The organism is Robbsia andropogonis, from assembly GCF_000970345.1.
In the GTDB taxonomy this organism is placed as follows: domain Bacteria; phylum Pseudomonadota; class Gammaproteobacteria; order Burkholderiales; family Burkholderiaceae; genus Robbsia; species Robbsia andropogonis.
The window spans coordinates 64,973-91,324 of the sequence record NZ_LAQU01000021.1 but is presented as its reverse complement, the minus strand read 5'-3'; the positions used below and the strand labels follow the sequence as shown (position 1 = coordinate 91,324).

Annotated in this window: 22 protein-coding genes, 1 pseudogene and 1 riboswitch; of the genes and pseudogenes, 13 read left to right on the top strand and 10 right to left on the bottom strand. The window is 58.9% G+C overall.

What is annotated here, in order from left to right:
• The coding region (locus tag WM40_RS18090; RefSeq protein WP_236693582.1) for an amino acid permease at positions 1-690 on the bottom strand (690 nt) is incomplete at its 3' end.
• A gap of 743 nt (positions 691-1,433) precedes the next feature.
• On the opposite strand from WM40_RS18090, the gene WM40_RS18085 reads away from it, so the two are divergent.
• Both WM40_RS18085 and WM40_RS28050 read left to right on the top strand, forming a co-directional pair.
• Positions 1,434-2,303, top strand: a complete 870-nt coding sequence (locus WM40_RS18085; RefSeq protein ID WP_024904610.1) for an alpha/beta fold hydrolase — start codon at positions 1,434-1,436, stop codon at positions 2,301-2,303.
• A 574-nt stretch (positions 2,304-2,877) separates the two neighbouring features.
• Positions 2,878-4,326 (top strand): SelB domain-containing protein, encoded by a 1,449-nt coding sequence (locus WM40_RS28050; RefSeq protein ID WP_024904608.1) that lies wholly within the window; start codon positions 2,878-2,880, stop codon positions 4,324-4,326.
• A gap of 334 nt (positions 4,327-4,660) precedes the next feature.
• Here the strand turns inward: WM40_RS28050 and WM40_RS18065 are convergent, their stop codons facing one another.
• The 6 genes from WM40_RS18065 to WM40_RS18040 all read right to left on the bottom strand — a co-directional run bounded on the left by WM40_RS18065 (position 4,661) and on the right by WM40_RS18040 (position 10,056).
• Positions 4,661-4,852: a hypothetical protein gene (locus WM40_RS18065; RefSeq protein WP_024904606.1), complete on the bottom strand. Its 192-nt coding sequence runs from the start codon at positions 4,850-4,852 to the stop codon at positions 4,661-4,663.
• Positions 4,853-4,998: 146 nt separating this feature from the next.
• A complete protein-coding gene (locus tag WM40_RS18060) occupies positions 4,999-5,883 on the bottom strand; it encodes a pirin family protein (protein WP_024904605.1) in 885 nt (294 codons plus the stop codon).
• 64 nt (positions 5,884-5,947) lie between these two features.
• Positions 5,948-6,874 (bottom strand): CysB family HTH-type transcriptional regulator, encoded by a 927-nt coding sequence (locus tag WM40_RS18055; RefSeq protein WP_024904604.1) that lies wholly within the window; start codon positions 6,872-6,874, stop codon positions 5,948-5,950.
• Positions 6,875-6,883: 9 nt separating this feature from the next.
• Complete coding sequence (locus WM40_RS18050; RefSeq protein ID WP_046153563.1) at positions 6,884-7,717, bottom strand: MetQ/NlpA family ABC transporter substrate-binding protein; 834 nt, start codon at positions 7,715-7,717, stop codon at positions 6,884-6,886.
• A 121-nt stretch (positions 7,718-7,838) separates the two neighbouring features.
• A complete protein-coding gene (locus WM40_RS18045) occupies positions 7,839-9,401 on the bottom strand; it encodes a heavy metal sensor histidine kinase (RefSeq protein WP_236693581.1) in 1,563 nt (520 codons plus the stop codon).
• Positions 9,379-10,056, bottom strand: coding sequence for a heavy metal response regulator transcription factor (locus WM40_RS18040; protein ID WP_024904601.1), 678 nt, complete (start codon positions 10,054-10,056; stop codon positions 9,379-9,381). The genes WM40_RS18045 and WM40_RS18040 overlap by 23 nt, the downstream gene beginning before the upstream one ends.
• Before the next feature lie 224 nt (positions 10,057-10,280).
• Between WM40_RS18040 and WM40_RS18035 the strand changes: the two genes are divergently transcribed.
• Genes WM40_RS18035 through WM40_RS18025 form a run of 3 tightly spaced genes read left to right on the top strand, consistent with a single transcriptional unit; the run spans position 10,281 to position 12,442 of the window.
• Entirely contained in the window at positions 10,281-10,922 is a 642-nt protein-coding gene (locus tag WM40_RS18035) for a cytochrome b/b6 domain-containing protein (RefSeq protein ID WP_024904600.1), read from the top strand.
• Positions 10,923-10,955: 33 nt separating this feature from the next.
• Positions 10,956-11,756: a molybdopterin-dependent oxidoreductase gene (locus WM40_RS18030; RefSeq protein ID WP_046153562.1), complete on the top strand. Its 801-nt coding sequence runs from the start codon at positions 10,956-10,958 to the stop codon at positions 11,754-11,756.
• Between the two features lie 38 nt (positions 11,757-11,794).
• Positions 11,795-12,442, top strand: a complete 648-nt coding sequence (locus WM40_RS18025) for a DUF5666 domain-containing protein (protein WP_024904598.1) — start codon at positions 11,795-11,797, stop codon at positions 12,440-12,442.
• Between the two features lie 324 nt (positions 12,443-12,766).
• Here the strand turns inward: WM40_RS18025 and WM40_RS18020 are convergent, their stop codons facing one another.
• Positions 12,767-13,876, bottom strand: a complete 1,110-nt coding sequence (locus tag WM40_RS18020) for a ProQ/FinO family protein (protein ID WP_052738395.1) — start codon at positions 13,874-13,876, stop codon at positions 12,767-12,769.
• A 554-nt stretch (positions 13,877-14,430) separates the two neighbouring features.
• Between WM40_RS18020 and WM40_RS18010 the strand changes: the two are divergent.
• The 3 genes and pseudogenes from WM40_RS18010 (at position 14,431) to WM40_RS18000 (ending at position 19,336) form a co-directional block, all read left to right on the top strand.
• Positions 14,431-15,626: pseudogene (locus WM40_RS18010) on the top strand (4-hydroxyphenylpyruvate dioxygenase family protein).
• Positions 15,627-15,677: 51 nt separating this feature from the next.
• Positions 15,678-15,844, top strand: a riboswitch (yybP-ykoY riboswitch).
• Between the two features lie 184 nt (positions 15,845-16,028).
• On the top strand, positions 16,029-17,039 hold the full coding sequence (locus tag WM40_RS18005) for a sodium:calcium antiporter (RefSeq protein WP_024904594.1): 1,011 nt from the start codon (positions 16,029-16,031) through the stop codon (positions 17,037-17,039).
• A 116-nt stretch (positions 17,040-17,155) separates the two neighbouring features.
• A complete protein-coding gene (locus WM40_RS18000) occupies positions 17,156-19,336 on the top strand; it encodes a GAF domain-containing protein (protein WP_024904593.1) in 2,181 nt (726 codons plus the stop codon).
• Between the two features lie 36 nt (positions 19,337-19,372).
• Here WM40_RS18000 and WM40_RS17995 read toward each other — a convergent pair whose 3' ends face one another.
• Entirely contained in the window at positions 19,373-20,233 is an 861-nt protein-coding gene (locus WM40_RS17995; RefSeq protein ID WP_024904592.1) for an SDR family oxidoreductase, read from the bottom strand.
• Between the two features lie 218 nt (positions 20,234-20,451).
• Between WM40_RS17995 and WM40_RS17990 the strand changes: the two genes are divergently transcribed.
• The gene (locus tag WM40_RS17990) at positions 20,452-20,883 is read left to right on the top strand and encodes a winged helix-turn-helix transcriptional regulator (protein WP_036011541.1); all 432 of its coding nucleotides are present in this window, start codon (positions 20,452-20,454) and stop codon (positions 20,881-20,883) included.
• Here the strand turns inward: WM40_RS17990 and WM40_RS17985 are convergent.
• A complete protein-coding gene (locus WM40_RS17985) occupies positions 20,878-21,351 on the bottom strand; it encodes an Lrp/AsnC family transcriptional regulator (RefSeq protein WP_024904590.1) in 474 nt (157 codons plus the stop codon). The two genes, WM40_RS17990 and WM40_RS17985, sit on opposite strands and share 6 nt — an antisense overlap.
• A 507-nt stretch (positions 21,352-21,858) precedes the next feature.
• Between WM40_RS17985 and WM40_RS17980 the strand changes: the two genes are divergently transcribed.
• From WM40_RS17980 to WM40_RS17965, 4 genes are all read left to right on the top strand, one after another.
• Positions 21,859-22,329, top strand: coding sequence for a GNAT family N-acetyltransferase (locus WM40_RS17980; protein WP_024904589.1), 471 nt, complete (start codon positions 21,859-21,861; stop codon positions 22,327-22,329).
• Between the two features lie 186 nt (positions 22,330-22,515).
• The gene (locus tag WM40_RS17975; protein WP_157685117.1) at positions 22,516-22,968 is read left to right on the top strand and encodes a hypothetical protein; all 453 of its coding nucleotides are present in this window, start codon (positions 22,516-22,518) and stop codon (positions 22,966-22,968) included.
• A gap of 436 nt (positions 22,969-23,404) precedes the next feature.
• Entirely contained in the window at positions 23,405-25,444 is a 2,040-nt protein-coding gene (locus WM40_RS17970; RefSeq protein WP_024904587.1) for an ABC transporter permease, read from the top strand.
• Positions 25,444-26,262, top strand: a complete 819-nt coding sequence (locus WM40_RS17965; protein ID WP_082102918.1) for an ABC transporter ATP-binding protein — start codon at positions 25,444-25,446, stop codon at positions 26,260-26,262. Before WM40_RS17970 ends, WM40_RS17965 begins: the two co-directional genes overlap by 1 nt.
• Positions 26,263-26,352 lie beyond the last annotated feature (90 nt).

Here is a 26,352-nt window from a genome sequence, read left to right as displayed (position 1 = left end):
ATGTGAAATCGATGCTGGTGGCGAGCCAGGTACCATGAAGCCGGTTCCAACCATGATGGCGCCAGTGATGATCAATGCCACGATGGCAATAATCTTGACCATTGCGAACCAGAACTCCATCTCTCCGAACAAAGCCACATGGACAACGTTCAGGCACAGTAATAACGTTATACAAGCAAGCGCCGGTATCCAGACGGGCAGGTCGGGCAACCAGAACTGCATGTAGGCGGCAATGGCAACCACATCGGCTGTTCCGGTTACAACCCAGCAGAGCCAGTATGTCCACCCGACAAAAAAAGCCCCCCACGGACCCAGCAGGTCGCCGCAGAAGTCCGTAAACGACTTGTATGAAAGATTCGATAGCAATAATTCACCGAGCGCGCGCATGACGAAAAACAGCATTACGCCGATGATCAGATACACCAGGACGATCGAAGGGCCGGCAAGGGCAATCGTCTTGCCCGAACCCATGAAAAGCCCCGTGCCGATGGCACCGCCAATCGCGATCAGTTGTAGATGTCGGTCGTGCAGACCGCGTTGAAGGTGCGACGCATTGTCGGGGTCGATCCCGTCAGGCGCCGGCGGTGCGGTGACCTTATCCCGCTGCACGTAGGTATTGGCAGCGTCGTCGACTTTGGAGCCTGTACGAGGCGGTACGTTCGGGTCAGGTTGATTCATTTTCTTAGGCATGATCCATAAGGAGAACGAATGAATGACGTATTGAGGCCATTGTCGCATCCGACGCGAGGTACGACGATTCGCTTCGTGCGACCGTGTATCGTCGACCGGCATGGGCCCGGCGTTGTCGGTTCGGTACGATGGATCGCGAGAATAGGCAAGATGAATCGACAAGGGGACTCTAGCGGATAGGCGGACCAGGCTGCAGTGCCATGGATTGCTGTATTGGAATGGCGGGGCTGCGCGATTGCAACGCGCGCCTGTGGCGTGATGTTGCGTGTGACCGGTCCCGCAAGCGATTTGCCAGCGTCCTGCTCCAATGCGTTGGTATCAAGAGATTCTGTTTTGTCTGTAATGCGATTTAGGAGGTGTCTGATAGCCGTTAAGAAAAGCGCAACGGGATTGCCTTGCGATGGGCCGCAGGCAAATCGACATCGATGGCGTCCGGTGTGTGATTGCGCCTCGGTGAAGGATGTGCTTCATCCCGTCGCCCGCTTTCGAGTGTGCTGTCCGTGTGTCAGACACGCATCGATTGTTTTATTTGCTGCTGTTTTTTTGTGAATGCAAGCGATTTGCGGGCAGGACAGGCATAATCCGCTCTACACAGACTATGCTGCAATGCAGTATCGTCGGATGACAAAAGGGGACCGCCTACCCATTCACCGCACTGTGAGAGGGATTTACGGGCCGCGTGCCACGGAACGGTTTCCCCACAATAAGACTTCTCGCTACTCCCTGCAGCGCAGGAAACGACTATGTTTGAACTTGAACACACCCGGATCGTCGAACTCCCATCGGCGAGTCGGATCGCCTATTTTGAGACCGGAACCGAGCACCGTGATGCCCCGCCATTGTTATTGGTGCACGGTTCTCTCTGCGATTTTCGCTATTGGGAGCCGCAGATTGCAGCGCTGGCCGAGAGGCGGCATGTTATTGCTGTCAGCCTTCCGTATTTCTATCCAGTCTCTGCGCCGCAGGGTGCCGTTTTCGGAATACAACCACATGTTGACGCGTTGCTCGGTCTGATACATTCGCGTAGTTGGGGGCAAGTGACGTTGGTGGGACATTCACGTGGCGGCTGCGTGGCGTTTCACGCGGCGAGCCAGGATCCGTCGCTCGTGGATCGCCTCGTATTGGCTGATCCGGGCGGTAAGCCGGCTAAAGCAGGCGAGGACCCACGCCCGACCGTGAAAATCGACGCGAACGGGCGCCCGCAGGGTGCCTATTCCGCCGATGATCCGCGGATGGTCGCCGCGGGTCGTGTGGAGTCCGGGGACATCGATGGTGGCTTGGAGATGTTTGTCGATGCGGTGAGCCGCCCAGGTTATTGGGGCCGCAGTGGTGATGCGTTCCGCACAATGGCACGCGATAACGCGGCCACCTTGCCACGGCAAGTTCGTGATGTTTTGCCACTGTACACGCGGGCACTGGCAAGCTGTGTGACGGTCCCGACGTTGATCATCAATGGCGACAAGAGTCCACCCGGATTTCTAGCCACGTCGGGAACGTTGGCCGAGTGGTTACCTTACGCACAGCGTATCGTGCTGCGCGGCGCCTCTCATGGCATGAACCTGACACATGCAAGCGAATTCAATCGCGAAATCCTCAGTTTCATTGGGGACTGAGAGCAAGAAATCCCGCCGCGCGAGTAGTAGCCGCCCTTGTAATGGCGGTGCGTCATCCGGTCAAAAGTCCTATCCGGTAACGCTAGGGTGTTGCCGTCGCGCCGAGCAAACTGTTGTTTTATGCCCGCGCCGGCTTACGGGCCTAAGGCGAACGGTGAAACGCGGCCGCAAGCGCGACGAAAGACTCTATACTCATTCCATCCTCGAAGCAGTCAACTGCTGGTCGTGATAAGCAAGCTGCAGTGATGCATCGGGTGGCACGCATGCATCGCGGTGGGGGGTCATGTTGTTGCGAATGACACGTCGTTTGAGGGGGCATCCCTGGTCGGCGGCCACGCCGTTTTGCGCCGTGCGGCGTTGCACTGGGATAGTGCGGCAGGCGAAAGAATCGGTGCTGGAACGGACGTTCGTTCGGTTTGGTCGTTGGCACTGCCAACCGATTCGCGATTTTTATTGCGTACGCAATTATATGCGGGCGTGATGTCGTCTTTTGAGGCGGCAATAGATCGCAATGCATGATCGGCCTGTTACGCGATGTGTCCCCACTGCGCGTTCGGGAACGAGGGGGGCGAAGATGATTGTCGCAATGACGGGCCGGGCGGGATCGGGTAAGACAACATTGACACGTGTTTTGACGGGGGTTGATTCTGCCGGCCTCTCGGACGAATCACGTGGAGGTATGTGGGTCATCCCGGCGTATAGTTATCTTTCGTCAGCACCGGCACCAGTAAATGGTGTCCGCTTGGGTGTTGACGCAGTGCTTGCGGTCCTCGACGGGCCGCCCAGCACCCGTGTGCGTCAGGCGCATTGGGATGCCGTCGATGTCGTGCTGTGGGCGGTCGATGCTGCCGACGACATCGACGCCCAGATCGATGCCGAGGCTTTTTGCGCCCGCGCATGTCCTGACGGTCTCCATTGCATCGTGGTTCTCACGCGTCTTGACACGCTGGCCCCCGCTGCCGCCGAGCAAGCGCGCAGGGCGTTACGGCAGCGTCTGGGAGCGAACGGTGACACGCACCTCACTATTTTTGAGACATGTGCCACGGATCCTTTCGATGTGGGAGTCCACGCACTGCGGCACCATCTCACCGCTTTAGCGGCCACCGCGACGCCGCGCGCGCTCCGGACGGTGTGCGTCGAACACGTGCTTTCTTACGACGGTACGGGTATTCGCGTGGCGGAAGTTCGCGCCGACCTCGAGGGGCGGAGTAGCGTAACGCTCGTACCGTCAAGGGAGCACGGTACCTGGTTGGTTGACGCGCACGATTTCGTGGCCTGGACGGGCGCGGCAATCGATGCGCTACAGGCGCATCATGCGCTTGTACCAAACGACGAAGGGCTGGCCGCGTCCTTATTGCGCAAGCTTCTGCAGATCGACATACCGAATGCCGCTTGGCGTGCCATTACCGACGCGTTATGTATGCAAGGGCGCTTGGTACGATCGGGTGCCTGCTTGCAGTTGCCGGAGCATCGCCGGCAGATGCCGGATGCGGATGGCGTGCCGGTCAGCGGCATCGTCGCTGACCTTGCGACGGGCCGTTTTAATCCACCGTGGGTGCGTGATATTGCCGCGAACAGACAATTGCCGGAGGCCAGGGTGCGACGGATCCTGCAGCAGTTGGCGCATGAAGGCCGCGTCTATGAAGTTGTTCCCGATCTATTCTACGACCGATTCCAGATCGCAATCCTTGCGCGCCTGCTACATTCACTCGCGCAATTGGGCGTGGGATCGAACAGTGGCGCTAAAGGCGAGGTGGCAGCAGCGATCTTTCGCGACGCCACGGGTGTCGGTCGCAAACGTGCGATTCAGATTCTTGAGTTTTTCGATCGCATCGGCTTTACGCAGCGCGTGGCGGACAGCCATTGCGTCGAACCGGAGAGCGATTGGATTCGGTGGTTCGACATTCCCCAAGAGTCACCGCCGCTGCGTACCACCTCATCTGATAACGTTAACGCTACCCTGATCGGGAGATCTGCCGTCAGTCCGGCCGTTGAAAGCCAGTCGTCGAAGGCGAATTGCTAAAGGATGATGCACTGGTGGATTGCAACTAACAGCCATATTTATTGCAAAAAAACACGCTATTCGGCGTTGAGAATGCCCGTGCGAACGTACGCGAGATGATCGAACATCGCATTGTGGAAACGAACGCGCCCTGTACGCTGCGAGCGAGCCAAAACAGTACGGCTGCACGGAATGAGCGGGAAAATGACAGCGTTTTCATTACGCTTTACCGCATGCAATAATGACGCAAGCCGGTAATTCAATTCTCGACATGACGGGACATCCAGTCCACGGCCTGTCCTGAACGGCCGCGTCGCCCGCAAAAGAAGCGACGCGTTTTACACGGCTGATAAGCTTACATGTCGGTGCGCTTGCGGATCGACAATTCGGCTTGTGGCGACCAGCGTCCGCTGGCAAGCATGACACGCAGTTCGGAATGGCGCAGGTACGATTGCCACACTTCCCGGAAGAAGCGACGCACACCACTGCCTTGTGCGCGCGATTTTGCAGCGTTCGAAGCAAAGGAGGGAGTCGGCGAGGCGCTCATGATAGGTCCTATTTGAACAGATTCACACGTTTCAGGGTCAGTCGACGCCGCCCGGCGCCGTTGTCTAGCTGTTTCCCTAAGTGTTAACCCTATTATAGGACGTTCATTGCCGAGCGCAAGGGTTAACCCCTAGCAAATCGGTGCGTTTAGCCTAGATGTTCCAAACCGTGGCCAAAAAGCCCCGCTTGGTAGTCACGGATCGCTTGATGTATTTCTTCCCGGGTATTCATGACAAATGGGCCATGCGACACCACGGGCTCGCCAATCGGATCCGCCAGGCAACAAAGCAGGCGCGTTGGCGCCTCCGTTGCATGCAATAGCAACGCATCGCCGTCGTTGTCAATACGTGCCAGATGATGTTCGGGCAGCGTTGCTCCTGCAACGTCGACCTGGCCAGACACGGTATAAAGGAACACCTGTTTGTCCTTCGGAGCCGGGACCGTGAGCGTTGCGCCCGCCTTTAGCGACATCACAAGCGCCTGCACCCCGGTAAGCGATGCGATAGGCCCACTGATCCGGGTGTCGCCATGTTGGAATACGCCGGAGATAACGGTGACATCGGCGCCTCCGTCGCTCGTTCGCACCGTTGGCAGCGCGTCGCGTTGCAGTCCGGTGTACCGTGGTGGCGTCATTTTCAAGCGACGGGGAAGATTGATCCACAACTGCAGCATTTCTAGTGGACCCCCTTCGCGCTTAAACGTATCGGGAGAGATTTCAGCGTGAATCAGACCGCTTCCGGCAGTCATCCATTGCACGCCCCCCGCTTTGATAACGCTTTCGTGACCACCGGTATCAAGATGCGCGAGGTCGCCTTCCAGAATAAACGTGACCGTTTCAAAACCGCGATGCGGGTGTGGCCCGAATGGTAATCCGTCGTTATGCGGGGGGTAATTTTGTGGGCCGTGATGATTGAGAAACAGGAACGGGTCTAGCTGGTCAATACCGGGTCCGGGCAGCGGACGGCGAGTCACGAGATCCCCGATATCGTCGCGACGGGCATGGTAGTGCGTAATAAGCGAGCGCGGACGCATGAGAAAGTGGATTCCGGAAAGGTGAGGAATCCCATTGTAGGGGATCGTTGCGCGGCCGATCGATTCAGTCCTCTTCGCTGAGCCTTGAGCGGATCTCGTCCTCCCGAAGATGCGGTGCGAGCATTTCGATCAAGCGATATGTGTATGTCCGCAGATAGGTGCCGTTACGGATACCGATGCGCGTCGTGTTCGGTTCGAACATATCAGGCGTATCGAACACGACGAGATGGTCATCCCGCACCGGGTCTACGGCCATCGCGGCGAGGATACCTACGCCCAAACCCACTTCCACGTAGGTTTTGATCACGTCGGCATCCATCGCGGTGAGGACGATGTCGGGCGCCAATCCCGCTTTCTCGAAAGCAGCGTCGATATGCGGCCGACCCGAAAAATCCTTGTCGTAGGTGATGATCGGATAGCCGGCAATGTCCGCAAGGCCGACCTGCTTGGCCTCCGCCAGTGGATGCCCGCGCCGGACGGTGATGACGTGGTGCCAACTATACGACGAGAACGTGGTGATATCGGGATAGCGATTCAGCGCCTCGGTGGCGATGCCGAGATCGGCCTCGCCGCTTAGCACCATTTCGGCGACTTGCGTCGGGCTGCCTTGGCGCAACGCCAGATGCACCTTCGGGTAGGCTTCGCGGAAACGCTCGATGACTTTCGGTAATGCATAGCGTGCCTGGGTGTGGGTGGTGGCAAGCACCAGGCGGCCGGCTTCCTGTGCCGCATAATGGCTTGCCGCACGCTTCAGGTTCTCGGTATCTAGCAGGATGCGCTCGATCAGCTTCAGCACCCCGGTGCCCGGGTCCGTCAACGCGGTCAGACGCTTGCCGCGGCGAACGAATATCTCGATGCCGAGTTCATCCTCGAAGTCCTTGATCTGCTTGCTGACTCCGGATTGCGAGGTGTGCAGGACGTTCGCCACCTCGGTGAGGTTGAGGTTGCGGCGTGCGGCTTCGCGAACATAACGCAATTGCTGGAAATTCATCGTGCGTCCTTAGAATGCCGGCAGGATCGCGCCGTGGTAGTGGGATTTTATATAGGCACTGACTGCCGCGGACTGGTAGGCCGCAACGAGTGTCTTCACCCACGGCGCATGCTGGTCCTGTGTTCGAACGGCGATCAGGTTCGCATAGGGGCTGTCCGCGCCTTCGCGGGCCAATGCCGATTGCGGTTTCAAGCCCGCATCGATCGCGAAGTTGTTGTTGATCGCCGCCGCGGTCAGGTCACCCAGCGCACGGGGCAGTTGCGCCGCGTCCATTTCAAGCAACTTCAGTTTCTTCGGATTGCCGGCGACGTCGAGGATCGTGGCGTTATAGCCATCTTGGCCGGCGCCCGGTCGCAGCGTGATCAAATGCTGCGCTTTAAGTAGCAATAGTGCACGATTTTCATTAGACGGATCATTGGGAATGCCGATGGAGGCACCATTCGGTAATGCTGACAGGTCTTTGATTTTATGGGAATAGATGCTCAGCGGCGCGATATAGGTCAGGCCCACGCTGACAATCTTGTAACCTCGTTGCTGTAGCTGGCTATCGAGATAGGGCTTATGCTGAAAAGCGTTGGCGTCGAGATCACCCGCGTCCAGCGCGGCGTTCGGTTGTACGTAGTCGTTGAATTCTACGATCTTGATGGTCAGACCGTGCTTGGCTGCTTCCGACCGCGCTACTTGCCAGATATCGGCATCGGGGCCGCTCATCGTGCCCAGGCGGACGATTTTGGTCACTGCCGCGTCCGCAGCGTATGCGGTGGGCGCGGTGATGCCGGGAAGCGAGACGGCCAGGCCGAGCGATGCGAAACCAATGCGGTGAAGCCAGTGACGACGTTTCATGAAGCCATTTCCTTGCTGCCGTGGGATTTTAGTGCATTGCGGGCGGTCCTAGACGCCAGCAGCACAGCACGGCATCGTCCCATACCCGTGCCAGCGGGGGAAATCACTTATCGTCATTAGGTTATGCCACAGGGGAAACGGTCGGTTCGGTGGGGGGGGTGTTGACGTGGAAATCCAGCGTAACGGTGATCCATCCGGTGACGTCGCATTGTATCCAGACCCCGCCACCATGCACACGCATGATCGCGTGGACGATCGAGAGTCCAAGGCCGTTGGATTCGGTCGAGGCAGTGCGGGACGGGTCGCGGCGGTAGAAGCGATCGAATAAACGGGCAAGCTCACCGTTCGGAATCGGTTCGCTCTGGTTGCCGATTACAATCCGGCCCTCGCCGCCGCGCAGCGTGATGCAGGTTCCCGGCGTTGCATAGCGCACCGCGTTGACGACGACATTGTTGATGGCTCGCCGACACATCAGCGCATCGGCACTTACCGTGCCGGTTGCCATGATATCGAAGCGCAGGTTACGCTCTTCGGCCAGTCCTTCGAAATAGGCGCCGATTGTCTCGAGAAGAGGCTGTAGCGGCATCTGCGTACGCGCGTTGTCTGGCAGGCCTTGCCGCTCGTGATCGGTGCGGGCCAGGAACAGGATGTTTTCCGCAATTCGCGCGAGTCGCTCCAGTTCTTCGAGATTGGATTCCAGCACCTGCCGATAGTCGGCCGCGCTACGTGGGTGCACGAGCAATACCTGGGTTTGCCCGATCAGTACACCGATGGGGGTGCGAAGTTCGTGGGCCAGATCAGCTGAAAACTGCAGCAACCGTTGATAGCCGGCCGTCAAGCGATCCAGCATTGCATTGAACGATGCGGCGAAGGTTTCGAGTTCCGCCGGTGCCGCGCTTGCGTCGAGTCGTACTGCTAGATTCTCCGGCGTTACATCGGCCGCGCGAGCGGCCATTTGCCGCAACGGTGCCAGGCTGCGTCTAAGGCTCCATGCAACCAAGGTCAGCGTGGCGACCAATGCTGCCAACATCGTGGCGATGACCCGCTGACGATATAGCGCCAGTACGCGCTCTTCCTGTGTCATTACATGTGCGGCGACGATCTCGATGGTCTCGCCATGGTTGCCGATGACCGCATTGGCCGCGATCCAGCGCACACGCCAACCGTCGGGGCTGCGACCGTCGGCGAGCGCTGTCAACGTAATGGGCTGACCTGGGCGTACAGGTGCCAGTGCAGGTAAGGGCGTGTGTTGCGGATTGACGTTGATAAAGGGCGTCGTGCCGGGTCGACGGATGACGATGACGTCTTGTTCATTGCCCATCATCGTCTCGAATAGGGCAGGCCGTGATTCGATTTCCTGCACCGTGTACAAGTCGCGTAACAGGGTGCGCATGTGCTCGATACGCGCAATCAACTGGAGGTCCGCGCGTTTGTTCAAGGCGACCCGCGTGGCATCATAGAGCGACATTCCCACCCCGGCCAGTGCCAGATAGACCAATACCCCGATCAAACAACTGACGCGCGTGGTGATCGATGCACGACGCCAGCGCCGACGTAGACCGGATTTTCGAGCGGGGAGGGCCTCCCGCGTGGCGGCGCTCCCGGCCGGGGTGGCTGACCCGCGCACGTCGTCCGGTTGCCATTCGCGCTGTTCGCGCGCCTCAGCCACCTTCGACGATTCCAAACGAATAACCGATGCTGCGCACCGTATGGATCAACTTGATAGGGAAGGGTTGATCGATCTTCGCGCGAAGCCGCTTCACGGCCACATCGACGACATTCGTGTCGCTATCGAAATTCATGTCCCAGACCTCCGATGCAATCAACGTTCGGGACAACGCCTCGCCTTCGCGCTTGCAGAACAGGTGCAATAACGCGAATTCCTTATTGGTCAGGGTAATGTCCATGCCTTGACGACTCGCCTTGCGCTTTAGCACGTCGACATGGAGGTCCGCGACCTGGAAGGTATCGGACTCGCGTGTCACGCCGCGTCGCAGTAGCGTTTTGATGCGCAAGGTCAGCTCAATAAAGGAGAAGGGCTTGACAAGATAGTCGTCAGCGCCAAGTTGCAGTCCTTGTATCCGATCTTCCAATTGATCGCGCGCCGTCAAAAAAATGACCGGCGTATCGCGTTTTGCTCGCAGCGCTGCCATGATCTGCCAGCCATCTATGCCGGGTAACATCTGGTCCAGAATGATCAATTGATAGTCCTGGTTCAATGCCCACTGTAGTCCCGTCGCCCCGTCGCGGGCGAGATCCACCTGATAGCCGGATTCACCCAGGCCCTTTTTCAGGTAATCGCCGGTTTTGGGGTCGTCCTCAATAACGAGCAGGGTCATGATCGCAATAAAATCGGGATAAGCGGCGCGGACCGCTTGCCGCGCCAGAGGATACTTCTCGGAATGAACGTGGACCGAATCGAATCGGTGGACGATGCTTTTCTTCACGTCCCTGTATTCTAGGGGAATCAGATGGGCGCGGAATGACAAAAAAGTCATCGTTGCGTCATGTGCCTGTCAGAACGCTTTTCATACTATGAGTATCCCAGAAGGGAGCAAGTTGGATGAATGTTCAGCAGTCGATACCGGAAGAAGTCGGTGCCGCAGGGCAGGGGCGCCGCAAGATCATTCAGCCATGGTGGGTCCGCTTGACCCATTGGCTGACCGCGCTGGCGATCGTGATCATGGTTCCCAGCGGTTGGCAGGTCTACAACGCGTCGCCGTTATTCGCGTGGTGGGTTTTCCCGTCCAGCGTCACACTGGGTGGATGGCTGGGCGGCGCCTTGCAGTGGCATTTCGCTGGCATGTGGCTGCTATTTGGCAGTTTCAGTATCTATTTACTGGTTAATTTGCTGACCGGGCGGCTCGTGCGGCGGTTCGGACAGTGGCGGCCGCGTTCATTTATCGTGGACCTGGTCGCCGCCCTGACACTGAAGCTGAAGCACGCGGATCCAAGTCGCTATAACGCCGTGCAGAAAGTGGCGTATCTGTGTGCCATGCTTGATCTGGTGATTCTCGTTCTGTCGGGGCTCGCGTTGTGGAAGCCAGTCCAGTTGTCGTGGTTGCGCATCTTGATGGGGGGCTACGATGCGGCAAGATATGTGCATTTCGCCGCAATGAGTTTCCTGGTGGGTTTCATCGTCATTCACCTGCTGATGGTGCTCTTGGTTCCACGCAGTTTGCTATTGATGCTGCGTGGGCGTTGATCGTCCATCATTCTTCCGCGGAATCGAGCCAGCATGTCCCCCAAGAAATCCCCATCACGCCCCGCGTTTCTGTATGGCCGCGAGATTCCGAATGCAGACGATATCGTCCACGACGTCCAACGTACGTTGTCGGTCCCGTCACGCCGTCTGTTCGGGCAACGCCTCTTGACGCTGGGCGGCATCGCGATGTTGTCCGGCTGTGACCTGAGCAACGACAAGTCGGTCAACACCGCGTTGCGGCGTATCTCGTCATTCAACGATACGGTGCAAGGCTGGATGTTCAATCCGGACACGATGGCGCCGACGTATCCAGAGTCGATGATCACGAGGCCGTTTCCATTCAATGCGTTTTACGATATCGACGACGTACCCCAGGTCGATCCGGCGACCTACAAGCTCGAAGTGGGGGGCATGGTGGGAGGCAAGAAGGTCTGGACGCTGGATGAATTGAACGCGCTCCCGCAAGAGGGCCAGATCACGCGACATATCTGCATTGAAGGATGGAGTGCGATCGGTCATTGGGAGGGGGTACGTTTCTCGCGTTTCCTGGCCGCATGCGGTGCGGACACGCATGCGAAATACGTGGCGTTTCATTGTGCCGATGACTACACGACCAGTATCGATATGCCTACGGCGCTGCATTCGCAAACGCTGCTCACGTTGCGCTACGACGGCCAGACGTTGCCCCCGAAATATGGTTTTCCGATGAAATTGCGGATGCCGACAAAATTGGGCTATAAAAATCCCAAGCATATCGTCGCGATTTCGCTGACGAACACTTATCCCGGCGGTTACTGGGAGAATCAGGGCTATAACTGGTTCGGCGGTTCATGACCGTCATACGATCGATCACCCAAGGAAGGAGTTTTCCCATGAAGTTGCAACGCCAGACGTTTTCCCGTATCCGCGCGCTTGCCGCCTTTACCGCCGTCGCAGTATCCACCGCGTGCATGCTGGCATCGTCGCAAGCTTCCGCGCAGACGACCAAGCCGACCCGCATTCGGGGCGCCATCACGGCTGTCTCGCCGAACGAGCTGACCGTGCACCGGAACAGCGGTGACGACGTCAAGATCATGATCTCGGACAAGACTCCGATCGGCGCCTTTAAGAACATCAAGCTGAGCGATATCAAGGCGGGCGCATTTATCGGTACCGCCGCGACGACGGGTGTCGACGGCAAGATGACCGCGCGTGAAGTAGTGGTCTTTCCCGAGTCGGCGCGCGGTACGGGTGAAGGTCACTACGAATGGGACCTGGGTGCGAACAGCACGATGACCAACGGCAACGTGGACGCCGAAGTGAAGTCGGCTGACGGCCGAAGCCTCACCGTTTCGTACAAAGGCGGTACGAGCCAGATCGCCGTGCCGGACAATGTACCGGTCGTGACGTTTGCACCAGCGACCCACGCTGACTTGGTGTCGGGCAAGAAAGTGTTTGTCGTTGCGACGAAAGGTAGTGATGGCATGTACACCGCCACGCGTATCGCTGTCGAGAAGGACGGCGTCGCGCCGCCGATGTAATGCGTGGTGGATGCGAGTCTACTAGGCCGATTGGTCAGTAGGGCCTCGGCATGTCCTGTCTCTCGGCAAGCGACCCCTGGCCAGTCGGGTCGGGAGCAGGATTACGCAAATCGATCTCCATGCCAGTAACGACAAGTGTGCGGTTCGCTGTTGGCAATGCAGGTGGGCTTGCCCGGCGGGTCGGTATACCGACCTTACGGCGCAATAGCGCAAGTCTCAAAAAGTGCGTAGCGAGGTGGGGTGTCGTGAATTTGCCACGCACTATTCGCGCAGTACCGTGAAGACAGGTTCATGGCGGCCCCTTTGCATGGCCGCCGCGTCCAATCAGTGTGCGGCTGGTTTGGACACCGACAGGGTATCGATGTTGGTGTTATCTGCTGGCTTGGCGGTCGGTTCCGTCGTTGTCGTGGAAGCAGTCGCCGTTATTTCTTCAGGCGCTCCTTCCTTGGCCGCCGGCACGTCTGTCGACGTAGCCGATGTGGCGCCGTCGGCGTCGGCACTGTCCCCAACGGGGGCGTCGGCATCAGGGGGTACGCCACCTGATGCAACAGGCGTGCCGGTGCTGTCGGCACTCGCGGCAGTAGCGTCCGGCTGCTTATCTTGCCGTTTCGCGCGGCGTGCTGCAGCGGCCAGGTACCGCGCATGGCCTGCCTGTTCCGGTGTTACCGTGCCGTCGGGCTGACCGTCCAGGCCGACGCGCGCGGCGCCATTGGTCATGGCAGCCCAATAACGACTTCCTTGGCACCAGACCTTGATCGCTTCCAGGATTGCAGGCTCCGTCAGTGACAGCGTTTCCGCCTGCGCCGCCAAGTCCTTGCTGATACCTAACTTCAGCGGCTTCTTGGGTTCCGGGTTTTTGGGGAAAGCCAGCGGGAAATGCTTTTGCAATTGACCGATGGTAAGTACGACCGGATCTACCTGTCGTTCCGGTCGTGTCGTCGGGCGGGTGGGATGCCCCACGCCCGGTTGTCGGTCACGTGCTGGCCGCTTGCCGGCCCCAGACCGGGCCGGAAATTGGCCAGTGCCGGCTTTCGACTCCGCCGGGGTGACATTGCTCGAATTCGCCTCACCGCATGTCATATCGCGATTCGGCGCGCCATGGTTTCTGCGCGGTCCATGACGTGCGCCATCCCCCTGGCGGGGTGCGCCGTCGGCACGCGCGCCTTCAGGCCGCGGCCCGCGACTGCCGGTGGGCCGCGGTGCCTGGCCCGGCGCGCGCTTTCGACCATCGTGTGGGGCGTGGCGAGCGCCGCCCTCCGCCCGTGGCTCGGTCGTGCGCGACTGCTCCGCACTGTGTGCCGCAGCAGCGGCCGGGGCTTCGCGTTCAGGTTGCGTCGCGCGTACGTTTCGGGACGTGTCGCTGTTCCCCTCGCGCTTGCCCCGAGATTGCTTGCTGAGCTGCTGCTTCAGTGCTGCCAGTTCTTCAAAACCCATGTTCAGTCGTCTAAATCGCGTCGATGCAGTTGGCCGACAGGCGGTGTGATAGGCCAAGTCCGGCCGGACCTGACCTATTTGTCATCGTGACAGCATCGTCCAATGACAGCGTCCCACCCCGACGGCCAAAAAGAGAAAACGCGTCACGCACGCCGAAAACCGGCGCATGTGACGGGGAGACGGTCGCCGGCGTCGAAAGCACGCTGGCGGCGTATTGTAACGTCCCTTACGCCGAGTGTAGCAGGCTCACGCATGCCGCACCGATCAAATAAATTCGCCCGGCCACGCGGTAGCCACGACGAAGCGGCTGCAAGGAAGCGATATGCATCCCGGATGCCACACGGCATGCGGACGCAATACGGTGCGCATTGTGGCACAACTTACCCCATTCGGCCTGAACATCAGGGAAGCTGCCTGCTATATGTATCGACATTCGTGGTGCCAATATTTGGGACGTGCCGCGGTGTTGCGCTGATTTTGCGTTTGCCGACGGCATGACGCGATAGAATAATTGCGCGATCTATCTTTGTGCCCGGGTGACTGACATCTTGACTATGAGCCCTTCACCGTCTGAAGACCCTGCGTTTGCGTCGACAACGTCGACAACCACGCCCTTGACCACGCCCGATGTGCAGCCGGACCGGCCACCCGTGGACCCGAACAACCCGCTCGGCATGATCGGCCTCGAATTCGTGGAGTTCGCCGCGCCGGACCCACAACGGCTCGGCGCGATGTTCGAGCGGCTGGGCCTCAAGCCCGTCGCACGGCATGTCAGCAAGGCGGTGACGCTTTACCGATTAGGCGACATACGTTTTCTCGTGAACGGCGAGCCTGACTCGTTCGCACAGCGTTATGCCAGTGAGTATGGCGTGGGCGTATGCGCGCTCGGGGTCCGCGTGCTGAGCGCAAAGCAAGCTTTCAAGCATGCGTTGACCATGGGAGCCTGGCCTTTCGAGGGAGAACGCACGGGACCGCACGAATTGAAGTTGCGCGCGATTCAAGGGATCGGTGATTCGCATATTTACTTCATCGATCGCTGGCCGGGACGTCCGGACGATGCCTATGGGACGCACGCACCATCGTTGTACGAGGTCGATTTCGCCCCGATCGATGGTGCCGACCTCACGGCGAACGCGGAACGTGCCGCGGGGAACGCGGCGTCGACGCATTTGAAGCGAGTCGACCATTTCACGCAGACGGTGGGCGCGGGCAGGATGGACGAGTGGCTCGGTTTCTATGCGGAACTCTTGCATTTCCATGCGCTGCAAGATCTGCATCCGGATGGATTGGCGCCGACGGGCGCTCGCGTGGTGGTGTCTCCCTGCGGCAGCATCCGTATCCCGTTGTATGAGGAGGGCGCCCAGCCGACGGAAACCATGCACCGATTTCTGCCCGATCATCCCGGCGAAGGTGTCCAGCACATTGCGCTGGCGAGCGACGACATCGTCGCGTCCGTCGATGCATTGCTGGCGCGGGGGATGACGTTCATCGCCTGGCCTGATGCCTATTACGATCAGATGGACGCACGTCTGCCCGGGCACGGCCTTGATGTCGCCGCGTTGCGCGCGCGCCAGATACTGGTTGATGGGCATATCGACCCCGATGGCACGCCGCGTTTGTTCCTGCAGGCTTTCCTGCGTCATGCGCCCGGCGAGATTTTTTTGAGATCGTCGAACGGCGTGGGCATCCTGGTTTCGGCGAAGGCAATTTGGCGGCGCTGCAGCGGTCGCAGGCTCCCTCATCGACTTAGTCGGAAATCTTTCCCTTCTACTTGCACGTGTCACGAAAGCGCGGTTACAATCGCGCCGTCTTTAGGGAGTAGCCTGCCTCCTGCAATGGGGGGCGGACACGTCAACATTCTCGGCGCTTGCCGTGGCGTGTCCAACCAACCGGTTTGGCGAGACTATCGACGCTGATCTTGTCCAGGGCTGGGCGGGAGGTCGGCGTCATGGTTTCGCACCGTCCGGCCCTGGAGAGTTCCCATAATTATGATACGTCGTCATCCCGGCGCATGTGCCCTGGTCGTCACTTCGCTTGTCCGCCATCCTTGTCACGTCTTTGTCAATCATCACCGCACCCGCCTCGTCACTTCGGCATGCTTGGAGCGCCTACTGACGATCGATCGCGCCGCAGCGGTAAAGGCAGGCCAGGCATGATGCGCTTGATGCTGGAACTGCTCGTGACGCTGGCGATCATTCTCGCCGCCGCCGAGTTGTTCACGAATGCGTTGGAACACCTCGGTGAGCGTCTCAAGATATCCGAGGGTGTGACCGGATCGCTGTTTGCAGCGGTGGGTACGGCATTGCCGGAAACCATCGTCCCCTTGCTTGCGGTGCTTGGCGGTGGTGGGGCGCAGCAGGTCAACCAGGAAATTGGGGTTGGCGCCATTTTGGGCGCGCCGTTGATGCTGGGGACGCTGTCGACCTTTCTGATGGCCCTGGCGGTCTGGCGCAGCCGGCGACCGTCCGGTCGCATCGTGCCGGAGCGTACGGGGTTCAACCGGGACCTGCAATACTTCCTTGCCGCATTCGTCCTGGCCACTGTGGCGATGTTCGTCCCGCATCATCAATTGGCCATCCGCATCGGACTGAGTGTCGCATTGGTGATGGTGTACGTCGTGTATGTCGTGATGACGTTCAGGGCATCGGCCTCGCTGGTGGATGCCGGGCATGGTACCGAGGCACCCGAAGCGATGTTCGCGGCGAAACTCGGCCTGCCGACAAATCTCGTGACGATCGTGCTGCAATTGCTGGCTGCCGTGCTCCTGCTGCTGTTGGGCGCGGAAGGCTTTATCCATGGCGTGCGGGGCGTGTCGGCATTGTGGGGCATTTCGCCGTTGCTGCTCTCGTTGCTGATCATCCCGATCGCGACGGAACTGCCCGAGAAGATCAACAGTATTGTCTGGATCAGGCGGGGAAAGGATACCTTGGCGTTCGGCAATATCACAGGCGCGATGGTGTTTCAGGGAACGCTGCTACCGGCTATCGGCATCCTGCTGACGCCGTGGGAGCCGCGCGTGGAAGTGCTGACGGGCGTGTTGATAACGATTGCGGCCGCGGCGTGGCTACGGGTGATGTCGAGGCGCAACGGACTGTGGGTGGGTGCGCTCGCCGTGAACGGCGCGTTCTACGTGCTTTACCTTGCGTTGACACTGCATAAGTGAAAAAAATACAGTTGACTGTATTCTCGTTGTGACGGCTCGTCCGCTGTTGAAATCAAGATTACAATCTGCAAAGTGCCGTCAATGGGGAGGGCATTTCAACACGGAAACGAGTTCGAATGCAGAACGGTTTGACGGACGTCATTGCGAATTGCGACCAGGAGCCGATCCACGCCCTGGGCAGTGTGCAGCCGCACGGTGCGTTGCTCTGCTTTGATGACGCTGGTCGTTTATTGGCTGCCAGTGAATCCGCGGCCCGGTTTCTCGGCGAGCTCCCGCCGTTGAGGGCTCGGTTCGCCGAGAAGCATTTCAGCGTGGAAGCCCGGCAATTGCTTTCTCTGGCGTTGACGGACCGGCGTGCGCTGCTTGAGTCCGTTGAGGTGGCGGGTCACGCCGGGATGCGTTTCGACATGGTCGTGCACTGGTCCGGGGATGTGCTGATTGCCGAGTGGGAGTCCATTAGCGACGTACCACCAGGGATGTCGCATTCTGGGCACTATGCAGCACTTGCCCAGCGGGCAATCCAGCGATTGCAACGCACCGATTACGATTCGGTATCGGGTCTGCTGCAGGATGCCGTGGAAGCCGTGCGGTCGATGACCGGCTTCGATCGTGTCATGGGCTATCGTTTTCTCCAGGATGACAGCGGTGAAGTGATTGCCGAGGCCAAGCGCGATGATTTGTCTCCGTTTCTGCAGCAACGCTATCCGGCCGGTGATATCCCTGCGCAAGCGCGTCGGCTTTATGTACTCCAGCCGATTCGGCAAATCACGTCGGTCGAAGCGATTCCATCTCCTATCTTCCCGGCACTCCATTCGGGGACGGGCCAAGCCTTCGATCTCAGTCAGTCGATCCTGCGCAGTGTGTCACCGATTCACATCGAGTATCTGAAAAACATGGGCGTCAAGGCGTCCATGAGTATTTCGATCGTGATCAACGGCCGTTTGTGGGGGTTAATTGCTTGCCATCACATGCAGCCGTACCGCTCGCCGCTCGCGGTGCGCCTTTCATGCACGGTACTGACGCAAGTATTATCGATACTGATCGAACGGATCGAATTCAAGCGTCGCATGTCCGCCGAGGTGTCGTGGAACGCGTTAGGGTTGGAAATCGCCAGCTTGATGGCGGACGCGCCCGAACTGTCGGCCGGGTTCGCTGCAGCCGGCGACGCCATTGGCAAGATGATGGATTGCGACGGTGTGTCCGTGGTCATCGACCAGCGTGTATTGTTGCTGGGTGCAGGTGCCAACGGGCAGGGAATGTTGGAACTGGCGCAGCATATGGCGGATGCCCGTTTGGATATTGTGGTCGCACGCTCCATTTCGCACGATCTTCCTGATGTGCCGCGGCCGTTAACGCGAAATGGTGAAGCGGCGGGCCTGCTGGCAATCCAGGTATCCAGCGAGTCGCGCATTACCGTGGCCTGGCTTCGCGACGAGTTGGTCGAGACGATTTGTTGGGCCGGACCACCAGATAAGATCGTGGCGTCGGGGCCTAATGGCCGTCGGCTGACGCCGAGGGGCTCGTTTGAAGTCTGGCAGCAGATTGTCCGCGGCAGTTGTCGCGAGTGGACAGATGTGGACCAAAGCGCGGCGCGTGCGGTGAAGGCGGTGTTGCAGGATGTCGCGCTGGAACGGCTGCGGGAAAGCGACCGCGAACGGATGACGTTGTTGGCTACGTTGGGGCACGATTTGCGTGACCCGTTACAGGCAATCAATCTGGCCGTGCAGTTGATGGGTAAGGGGTTGGCGACGTCGACCGATACGGCAAAGCGTGTAGAAGGCTCGACCCGTCGCATGCAATCGTTGATCAGCTATATTTTGGACGTCAGCCGCATCCGCTCGGGTATCGGCTTGAGCCTCGCCCGACAACCTACCTCGTTGGATGCGGTATTGCTCGCCATGGTCGAGGAAATACGTTTCAGCTATCCTGGAAACGATGTGCGCTTGGACTGCGATGCGCTTGGGCAGGCCGATCTCGATGAAGACCGCTTTGTGCAGGGGATGAGCAATTTGCTCAGCAATGCGCGACAGCACGGTGACCCCAATGCACCCATTGAGATTGTTGCTCGCGTGGATGGCGGGCGTCGACGAATCGAGGTCAAAAACAAAACAACCCATCGTGTGACGGTACCATTCCGTCGTCTGATCGATCCATTCAAGGGCGGCCCGCTCAATTTGAACAACCGTTCCGGTCTGGGTCTGGGGCTTTTCATCGCCAATGCTATTTTCACGGGCCACGGTGGCACGTTCGATGCCATTTTCGAGGACCATGAAGCGCGCTTCGTGGTGACCCTCTAAGGTTGTAGGCAAAACCCCTCCGGTTCAAGAACGCGATCAGCGCTGGAGGATCGCGGCGATCGTCTCGTCAATGGATGTCGTCGGCCGCCCGATCAGGTTTTCGAGCGTCTTGCCTTCGTCGAACAGTGCGCCGGTCGCGACGCCCGCATCCGAGTCTGCGAGGATCTTGGCGAACGCATCCGGTAGACCATGTTTCAGCAATGCAGCTTCGTATTCCACTTGAGAAAGATCATGGTACTGCACCGGTTTTCCCGATGCCGTGGCAACCTTGCCGGCAAGATCGGCTAGGGAATACCCTTCAGACCCCGCCAATTCCAGGATCTGGATGTCAGATGACGTGCTGCGCGTCAGTACCGCAGCCGCTGCTTCCGCGTAATCGGCACGCGATGCAGACGAAAACCGGCCCGTGCCGGCGCATCCATGGATCGCACCGGTCGCGACTGCGCCGGTAATGCGCGTCTCAAAATTTTCGTTGTACCAGCCATTACGCAGGATGACCGTAGGCAGGCCGGACGCTGCGATCGCGGTTTCCGTGGCACGGTGCTCGGCCGCCAGGGCCAGTGGCGATTGTGTCGCGTGCACCAGACTGGTGTATGCCAGCAGCGCGACGCCGGCGCGTTTCGCCGCGTCGATCACGGCTTGATGCTGCGGGACGCGCTGACCTACTTGATTGCCTGAAATCAGCAGTACCTTCTCCGCGCCGGCAAAGGCACTATCGAGACTGGCCGGTTCGGTGTAATCCGCGCGTCGGACGATCACACCTTGTCCGGCCAGATCCGTGGCGTTTTGGGGACTGCGCACTGCCGCAACGATGTGATTTGCCGCCACGCCACGGCGCAGCAGTGCGGCAATGACGAGACGGCCCAGTTGACCTGTTGCACCTGTGATGACGATCATGATGGAACTCCGTTTTTGTGTAAGGGGCACGCGATCCTCATGGCAGAATACGGTAAGTGCTTACTTTCCGAAAGTACGCACGAAAAAGTAAGCATGGTGGGCGTGAAGCGGAGGGTGTGGTGACACGAAGACAGCATATTGGAACAGTGGAAAGCGCCGAAGACGGACAGGACAACGTCGGCATGAAAGGCGCAGCTGGTGCGGAAGCAGCCACAGACATGCGGATCAACGCAGACGGCGTTCGCCTCGCCGATTTGATGCGTCAAGGCTATGTATTTGCACAGGATTGTCCGTCGCGAGAGGTGCTCACACACCTTACCAGTCGCTGGGCGGTGCTGGTATTGGTGGGATTGATGGCGGGTACGCATCGCTTCAGCGAATTGCGGCGAAAAGTCGGAGGTATCAGCGAGAAAATGCTGGCGCAGACGCTGCAGACCTTGGAAGCGGATGGTTTCGTACGCCGGGTTGCATATCCGGTGGTGCCACCCAAGGTCGAATACCATCTCACATCGATGGGTGAAGCGGTTGCTACACGACTCGAAGGTCTTGCGGATTGGGTGCAGACGCATATCGGCCATATCGTCGCGCACCGCGTCGCCCACGGGAAAACAAACGATCGCGAACACAAACCACGCGTCAATAAACTATAGCTGCACCGACGGAATCTGCTTCATGCAGCGCAGGGCAAACATCGATCGACTGTGTCGTATGCCGCTGATCTTGTAGAGTTTTTCTCGTAGAAAACGTTCGTAGCCAGCAGTGCCGTCGACCGCTACCTTCACGAGATAATCATATTCGCCGGAGATCAAATAGGCCTCGATCACTTCCGGCAATGCCGCGAGTTCCTCTCCAAACCGGGCCAGCCTTTCGTCTTCGTGGCCGTCCAATGTCAATTCGATCAGTACGGTATCTGAAAAGCCCAGTTTGGTTTGATCGAGGAGTGCCGTGTATCCCTGTATATACCCGTCCTTTTCCAACTGACGGGTGCGATTCCAGCATGCGCTAGCCGAGATGCCAATTTTTTCAGCGAGCTCTGCATTACGCTGGCGTGCGTTCTGTTGCAGTTCACGGAGGATCGCACGGTCATGACGATCCAATGCATCCAAGGCGGCAGGCATCGCATGTCTCTCCTGAAAACATTTCTTTCGAAAAATACCTTTATCGAGAAAGATTCTTTCCTTTATGTCCGTATTCTATAGGAAATCAGGAACCGAATTCTCGCTAAGCCGCAGTACACTGTTTTTACGTCGAAACATCAGGCAAGCAGTGAGGGCTGCGCTCCCATCCTGCGAAGGGCATCCTATCGGTGCTCCGGCTGATCCACCGAGCATTACCGTGCCTGGTTCCATCCGTGTTGTGGGCCGCGTGCACTACGCGCTTCGCGCATTTCAATGGTTGATGTCCGACGTCACCGCCGCATGCGCGCAGCGCCACGCGTTGAAATAATGCGTGGCGCTGTTTTTCTACAGCGTGCCATTTTGTCCACACTTTCCCGATGAGTATCGATCGCGCGTACGTTCTCTTCTCGCTTATCATGTTGAAAAAAGTGGGTGCATCAGACCATCCAGCGTCCGGGCAATCCTGCTTATTCTGTGAGTAGTGGCGCGTAGCGGGGGCGTCTCGCGGTGAACATCCGTCTCGAGCAAAGTAAGTGGGAGGACGCAGACTACCTGGCGAATCTGCGCGTTGCGGCCATGCGAGATAGCTTGATGCGAATAGGGCGGTTTGATTTGCATCGCGCTCGGGCCCGTATGTTAGACAACTTCGATCCCGCATGCGCGCAACATATCCTCGTCGATGGGTTCCGTGCCGGTTGTACGGTCACGCGCATCCGCGCCGATCATCTTCTGCTCGATCATTTGTATATCCTGCCGGGGTTTCAGCGTTGTGGCATTGGTAGTGCCGTATTGCGCATGATCATCGACCAGGCGGCAATGCTGCACCTGCCCATTGTCCTCGGCGCACTGCGCGGTAGCGAATCGAATGCGTTTTACTTGCGTCACGGGTTTGTAAAAACAGGTGAGCAAGATGTCGATATTTACTACGTGCGCAGCGTCCGCGCCCCGACGGTTGCGGTCACAGTCTTACCCGCCTGATGTGCCGGCGTAGCGCGGAGTAATGCCATCGCGAGCGAAGGCACGTTGCACGGTGTGATGTCATGGCGCGTAGCGCGCATCCTACAATATTTCATACCTTCACGGCTTGTTGGAATGTTTTGTGCTTTGCAGGATTGTTTCTCGGATGGTACGTCCGACCGACCACCTTTTCAGTGAAGCAAAGCGATGAAACCGTCCATTGCCGACACGGCCAGGGCCTACTTGTTCCCTTCGATTGCGACTGTCTGCTCAGCGCAAGTTCTTATGCTGCTTGCGATGATGTTGTTCCAGGTCCCGGAGTCCGTGTTTCAGGGGCCGACTTTTCGATTCGGCATGGTATTGGCTGTTGCGGTATCGATTGTTTCCCTGCGTCGTCGTGCGCGCCGTGCATTTCATCTGGCACATCGCAGGGGTGACGTTCGGATGCATGCGCTTTCGTCGGCGATGTCCGTGGCCATCTCTTCTGCAAGTGCAGCTACGGCCGAGCCGCTGGATGCCCGACGTCAGTTATGTGCCAGTGTTGCCGCCGCGAGTCCACACCGGGCGTTAGTGGTCCTGTATCTGCAGTTCCGGCGTATCCCATTTGTTATCGAATCGCGGGACTGCGCCTTTCCCGCCGCCTCCGCTCACCACGCCTGACTCCCGTTTCGTCTCTCCCCCGCGCTGCCACCGGCGCGCGCCAACGCGTTCCCTGATCTGCTTATAATCCCGGCTTGCCGAGCTTGCCGAGCTTGCCGAGCTTGCCGAGCTTGCCGAGCTTGCCGAGCGTGTGCTCATGCTTCCGACAGCCGGGGCACCATATTGCCGCCGGCTGCCTGCGTTGCTTCCTTAATCTGCGGCGGTGATGTATCTAGCCATGTCAGACATGGAGGGGAATTCAAATGTGTACATTGTATTGCATGGCGCTCTTCGGCGGTGAATAGGTAGTACACGTTTTTTGACATGCTATGCTGGTCTCGCAATGCGCTGTGAGGCGACGAACCAATTATGTGCGTCGCGAAGGAATCATCGGCCGCTTTCAGTAGCGGTAGCCGTGAGAGCGCGTGTGCAAGTCGAGTCGTGACATGGGGCATCGATGTTTTCGAATCTACTCGTTCAGTTGATTAATGGGCTCGCCGATGCGTCGGCGATGTTTCTTGTCGCCGCGGGCCTATCGCTGATTTTTGGCGTTACCCGGATCGTCAACTTCGCGCACGGCTCGTTTTATATGCTGGGCGTCTATGTGGCTTACAGCTTGACGACACGGCTTGGCGGCAGCGTGGTGGGATTCTGGGGAGCAGCGCTGTTGTCCGCGCTCGTTGTGGCGTGTCTTGGCGCACTGGTCGAGTGCGTGGTGTTGCGACGTATCTACCGCGCGCCGGAGTTGTTTCATCTGCTCGCCACGTTTGCGTTGCTGCTGATTTTTCGCGATGGCGCGCTCTTTATCTGGGGGCCGGAAGATCTGCTTGGGCCGCGTGCGCCTGGATTGGGCGGCGCTTTTACCCTGTTCGGCAACGCGGTGCCAAGCTATAACGTCTTGCTGATGGTCGTGGGGCCTGTCGTGCTCGGCCTGCTCTGGTATGCACTTGCGCGTACCCGTTGGGGGCGCCTCGTTCGCGCGGCCACCAGCGATCGGGAGATGCTAGGTGCACTCGGCATCAACCAAGCCTGGCTCTTTACCGGCGTGTTCTTTGTCGGTGCCTTTCTCGCGGGCCTGGGCGGCGCATTGCAGGTGCCGAAGTCACCTGCCAGTCTTTCGCTGGACCTCGATACCATCGGCAATGCATTCGTGGTGGTGGTGGTGGGCGGCATGGGTTCGATTCCAGGGGCTTTCGTCGCCGCGGTATTAATCGCCGAGATCAAGGCGATGTGTATTGGCATCGGTACCGTGTCGTTGTTCGGCCTGACGTTTTCCCTGACCAAATTTACGCTGGTGGCGGAGTTTGTCGTGATGGCGGTGGTATTGGTGCTTCGCCCATGGGGACTATTCGGACGTCCGCATGCCGCCGTCCGGTCCGCTGCGCTGCCCGATACGCCGCTGCGTCCGGCGGCCATGCGTACTCGCTACGCGGCCGGCGTGGCCGTGATCGTGTTGCTGGCCCTGCCGCTCGTGGCAGGGCGCTTCCCGTATATTCCCGTCCTGATGGTTGAAATCCTAGTGGCGGTGTTGTTTGCCGCAAGCTTGCATTTCATCATGGGTCCTGGCGGACTGCATTCGTTTGGCCATGCCGCTTATTTTGGCTTGGGTGCCTATGGCGTGGCGTTGTGCCTGAAAGTGTTCAATCTGCCGATGGAAGCCGCTTTATTGCTGGCGCCCGTGCTTGCGGCACTCGGCGCTTTGGTGTTCGGCTGGTTCTGCGTACGGTTGTCCGGTGTGTATTTCGCGATGTTGACGCTCGCGTTTGCGCAGATTGTCTGGTCCGTGGTGTACCAATGGGACGATGTGACTGGTGGCAGCAACGGGATCTTCGGGATGTGGCCGTCCGGCTGGCTCGGTTCCCCGGTTGCGTATTATTACCTCTCGGTCGTCATTGCGTTGGGGGGCGTCTGGCTGATGCGTCGCATGCTGTTTGCGCCAATGGGGTATGCACTGCGTGCCGCCCGTGATTCGCCACTCCGGAGCGAGGCAATTGGCATCGATATCAAGCGCGTGCAATGGTTGGCGTTTGTCATTGCATCGATATTCGGCGGGTTGGCCGGTTCGCTGTATACCTTTTCCAAAGGGACGATCTCACCGGAAACGATCAGCGTGGGACGTTCGGTGGACGGATTGGTGATGGTATTGCTGGGCGGGATTCAGACATTGAGCGGACCAATTGTCGGAGCGGCGGTATTTACCTGGCTTCAGGATACCCTGGCGCGTCAGACGGATTACTGGGAGGCCCTGTTGGGCCTGGCGATGTTGCTGATGGTGATGGCCTTTCCGCAAGGCATCGTTGGTTTCGTCCGTGCGCGTTTCGATCTTCCGGGGGACGGCGATATGGATGCCGGGAGGGACGTGAAGACGGAACAACGTGGGCCGTCGGGAGCAGCAGAGGCGTCCTCGCTTAGTAATCCCGTTGAATTCTCGGTGTCCGACCTGTCTGGCGCGCCGTCTAATCGTACGCAGCAAGTGGCGCATGGCGGAGAGGGCTAATGAGTTTGTTGGAGGTGTCCCATCTGAGCAAGGCGTTCGGCGGTGTCAAGGCTGTCGACGACGTCAGTTTTGTGTTGCCTGCAGGGCAACTGCTCGCCTTGATCGGCCCGAACGGGGCCGGCAAATCGACATGTTTCAACATGCTGAACGGGCAGTTGAAACCGAGCGGCGGGAGCATTCGTTTCGATGGTCAGGATATAGCGGGGCGCAAGCCGAAGGACATTTGGCGCATGGGCATAGGGCGTACATTTCAGATTGCCGCTACCTTCGCGTCGATGACCGTGCTGGAAAACGTGCAGATGGCGTTGCTGTCGCATGCGGGCAGACTGTTCAATGTCTGGCGTTCCGTGGCGGATGTGTACCGAGATGAAGCGATGGTCTTATTGGACCGCGTCGGCATGGCGGCCCACGCTCGACGGGCGTGCGGCGTATTGGCGTATGGTGATGTCAAACGCGTGGAGCTGGCTATCGCGCTTGCGAATAAGCCGCGTCTGTTGTTGATGGACGAGCCTACCGCGGGAATGGCGCCGAAGGAGCGCAACGCGCTGATGGCATTGACGAAGCAACTCGTGATCGAGCAGCAACTCGCTGTGCTATTTACGGAGCACAGCATGGATGTCGTATTTGCCTATGCGGATACGATGATTGTGTTGGCGCGAGGCCGGCTCATCGGGGCGGGCGATCCGCAGACGGTGCGCAATGATCCCGTCGTGCGCGAAGTCTATTTCGGGACGGGAAAAACATTCATGCCACGGCGCAAGGAGACAGACACGCAGGTGGTAAGCCCCGTAGCGTCGCCAATGACGGTGGCGCGATGAGTGCGCGCGAAGAGGTGGTTTCCTCGTCTCCTGTCGGACATGCGACCCTGGCGGCGACCGACGTGGGTACGCAGGCGGACATCTGTGGGG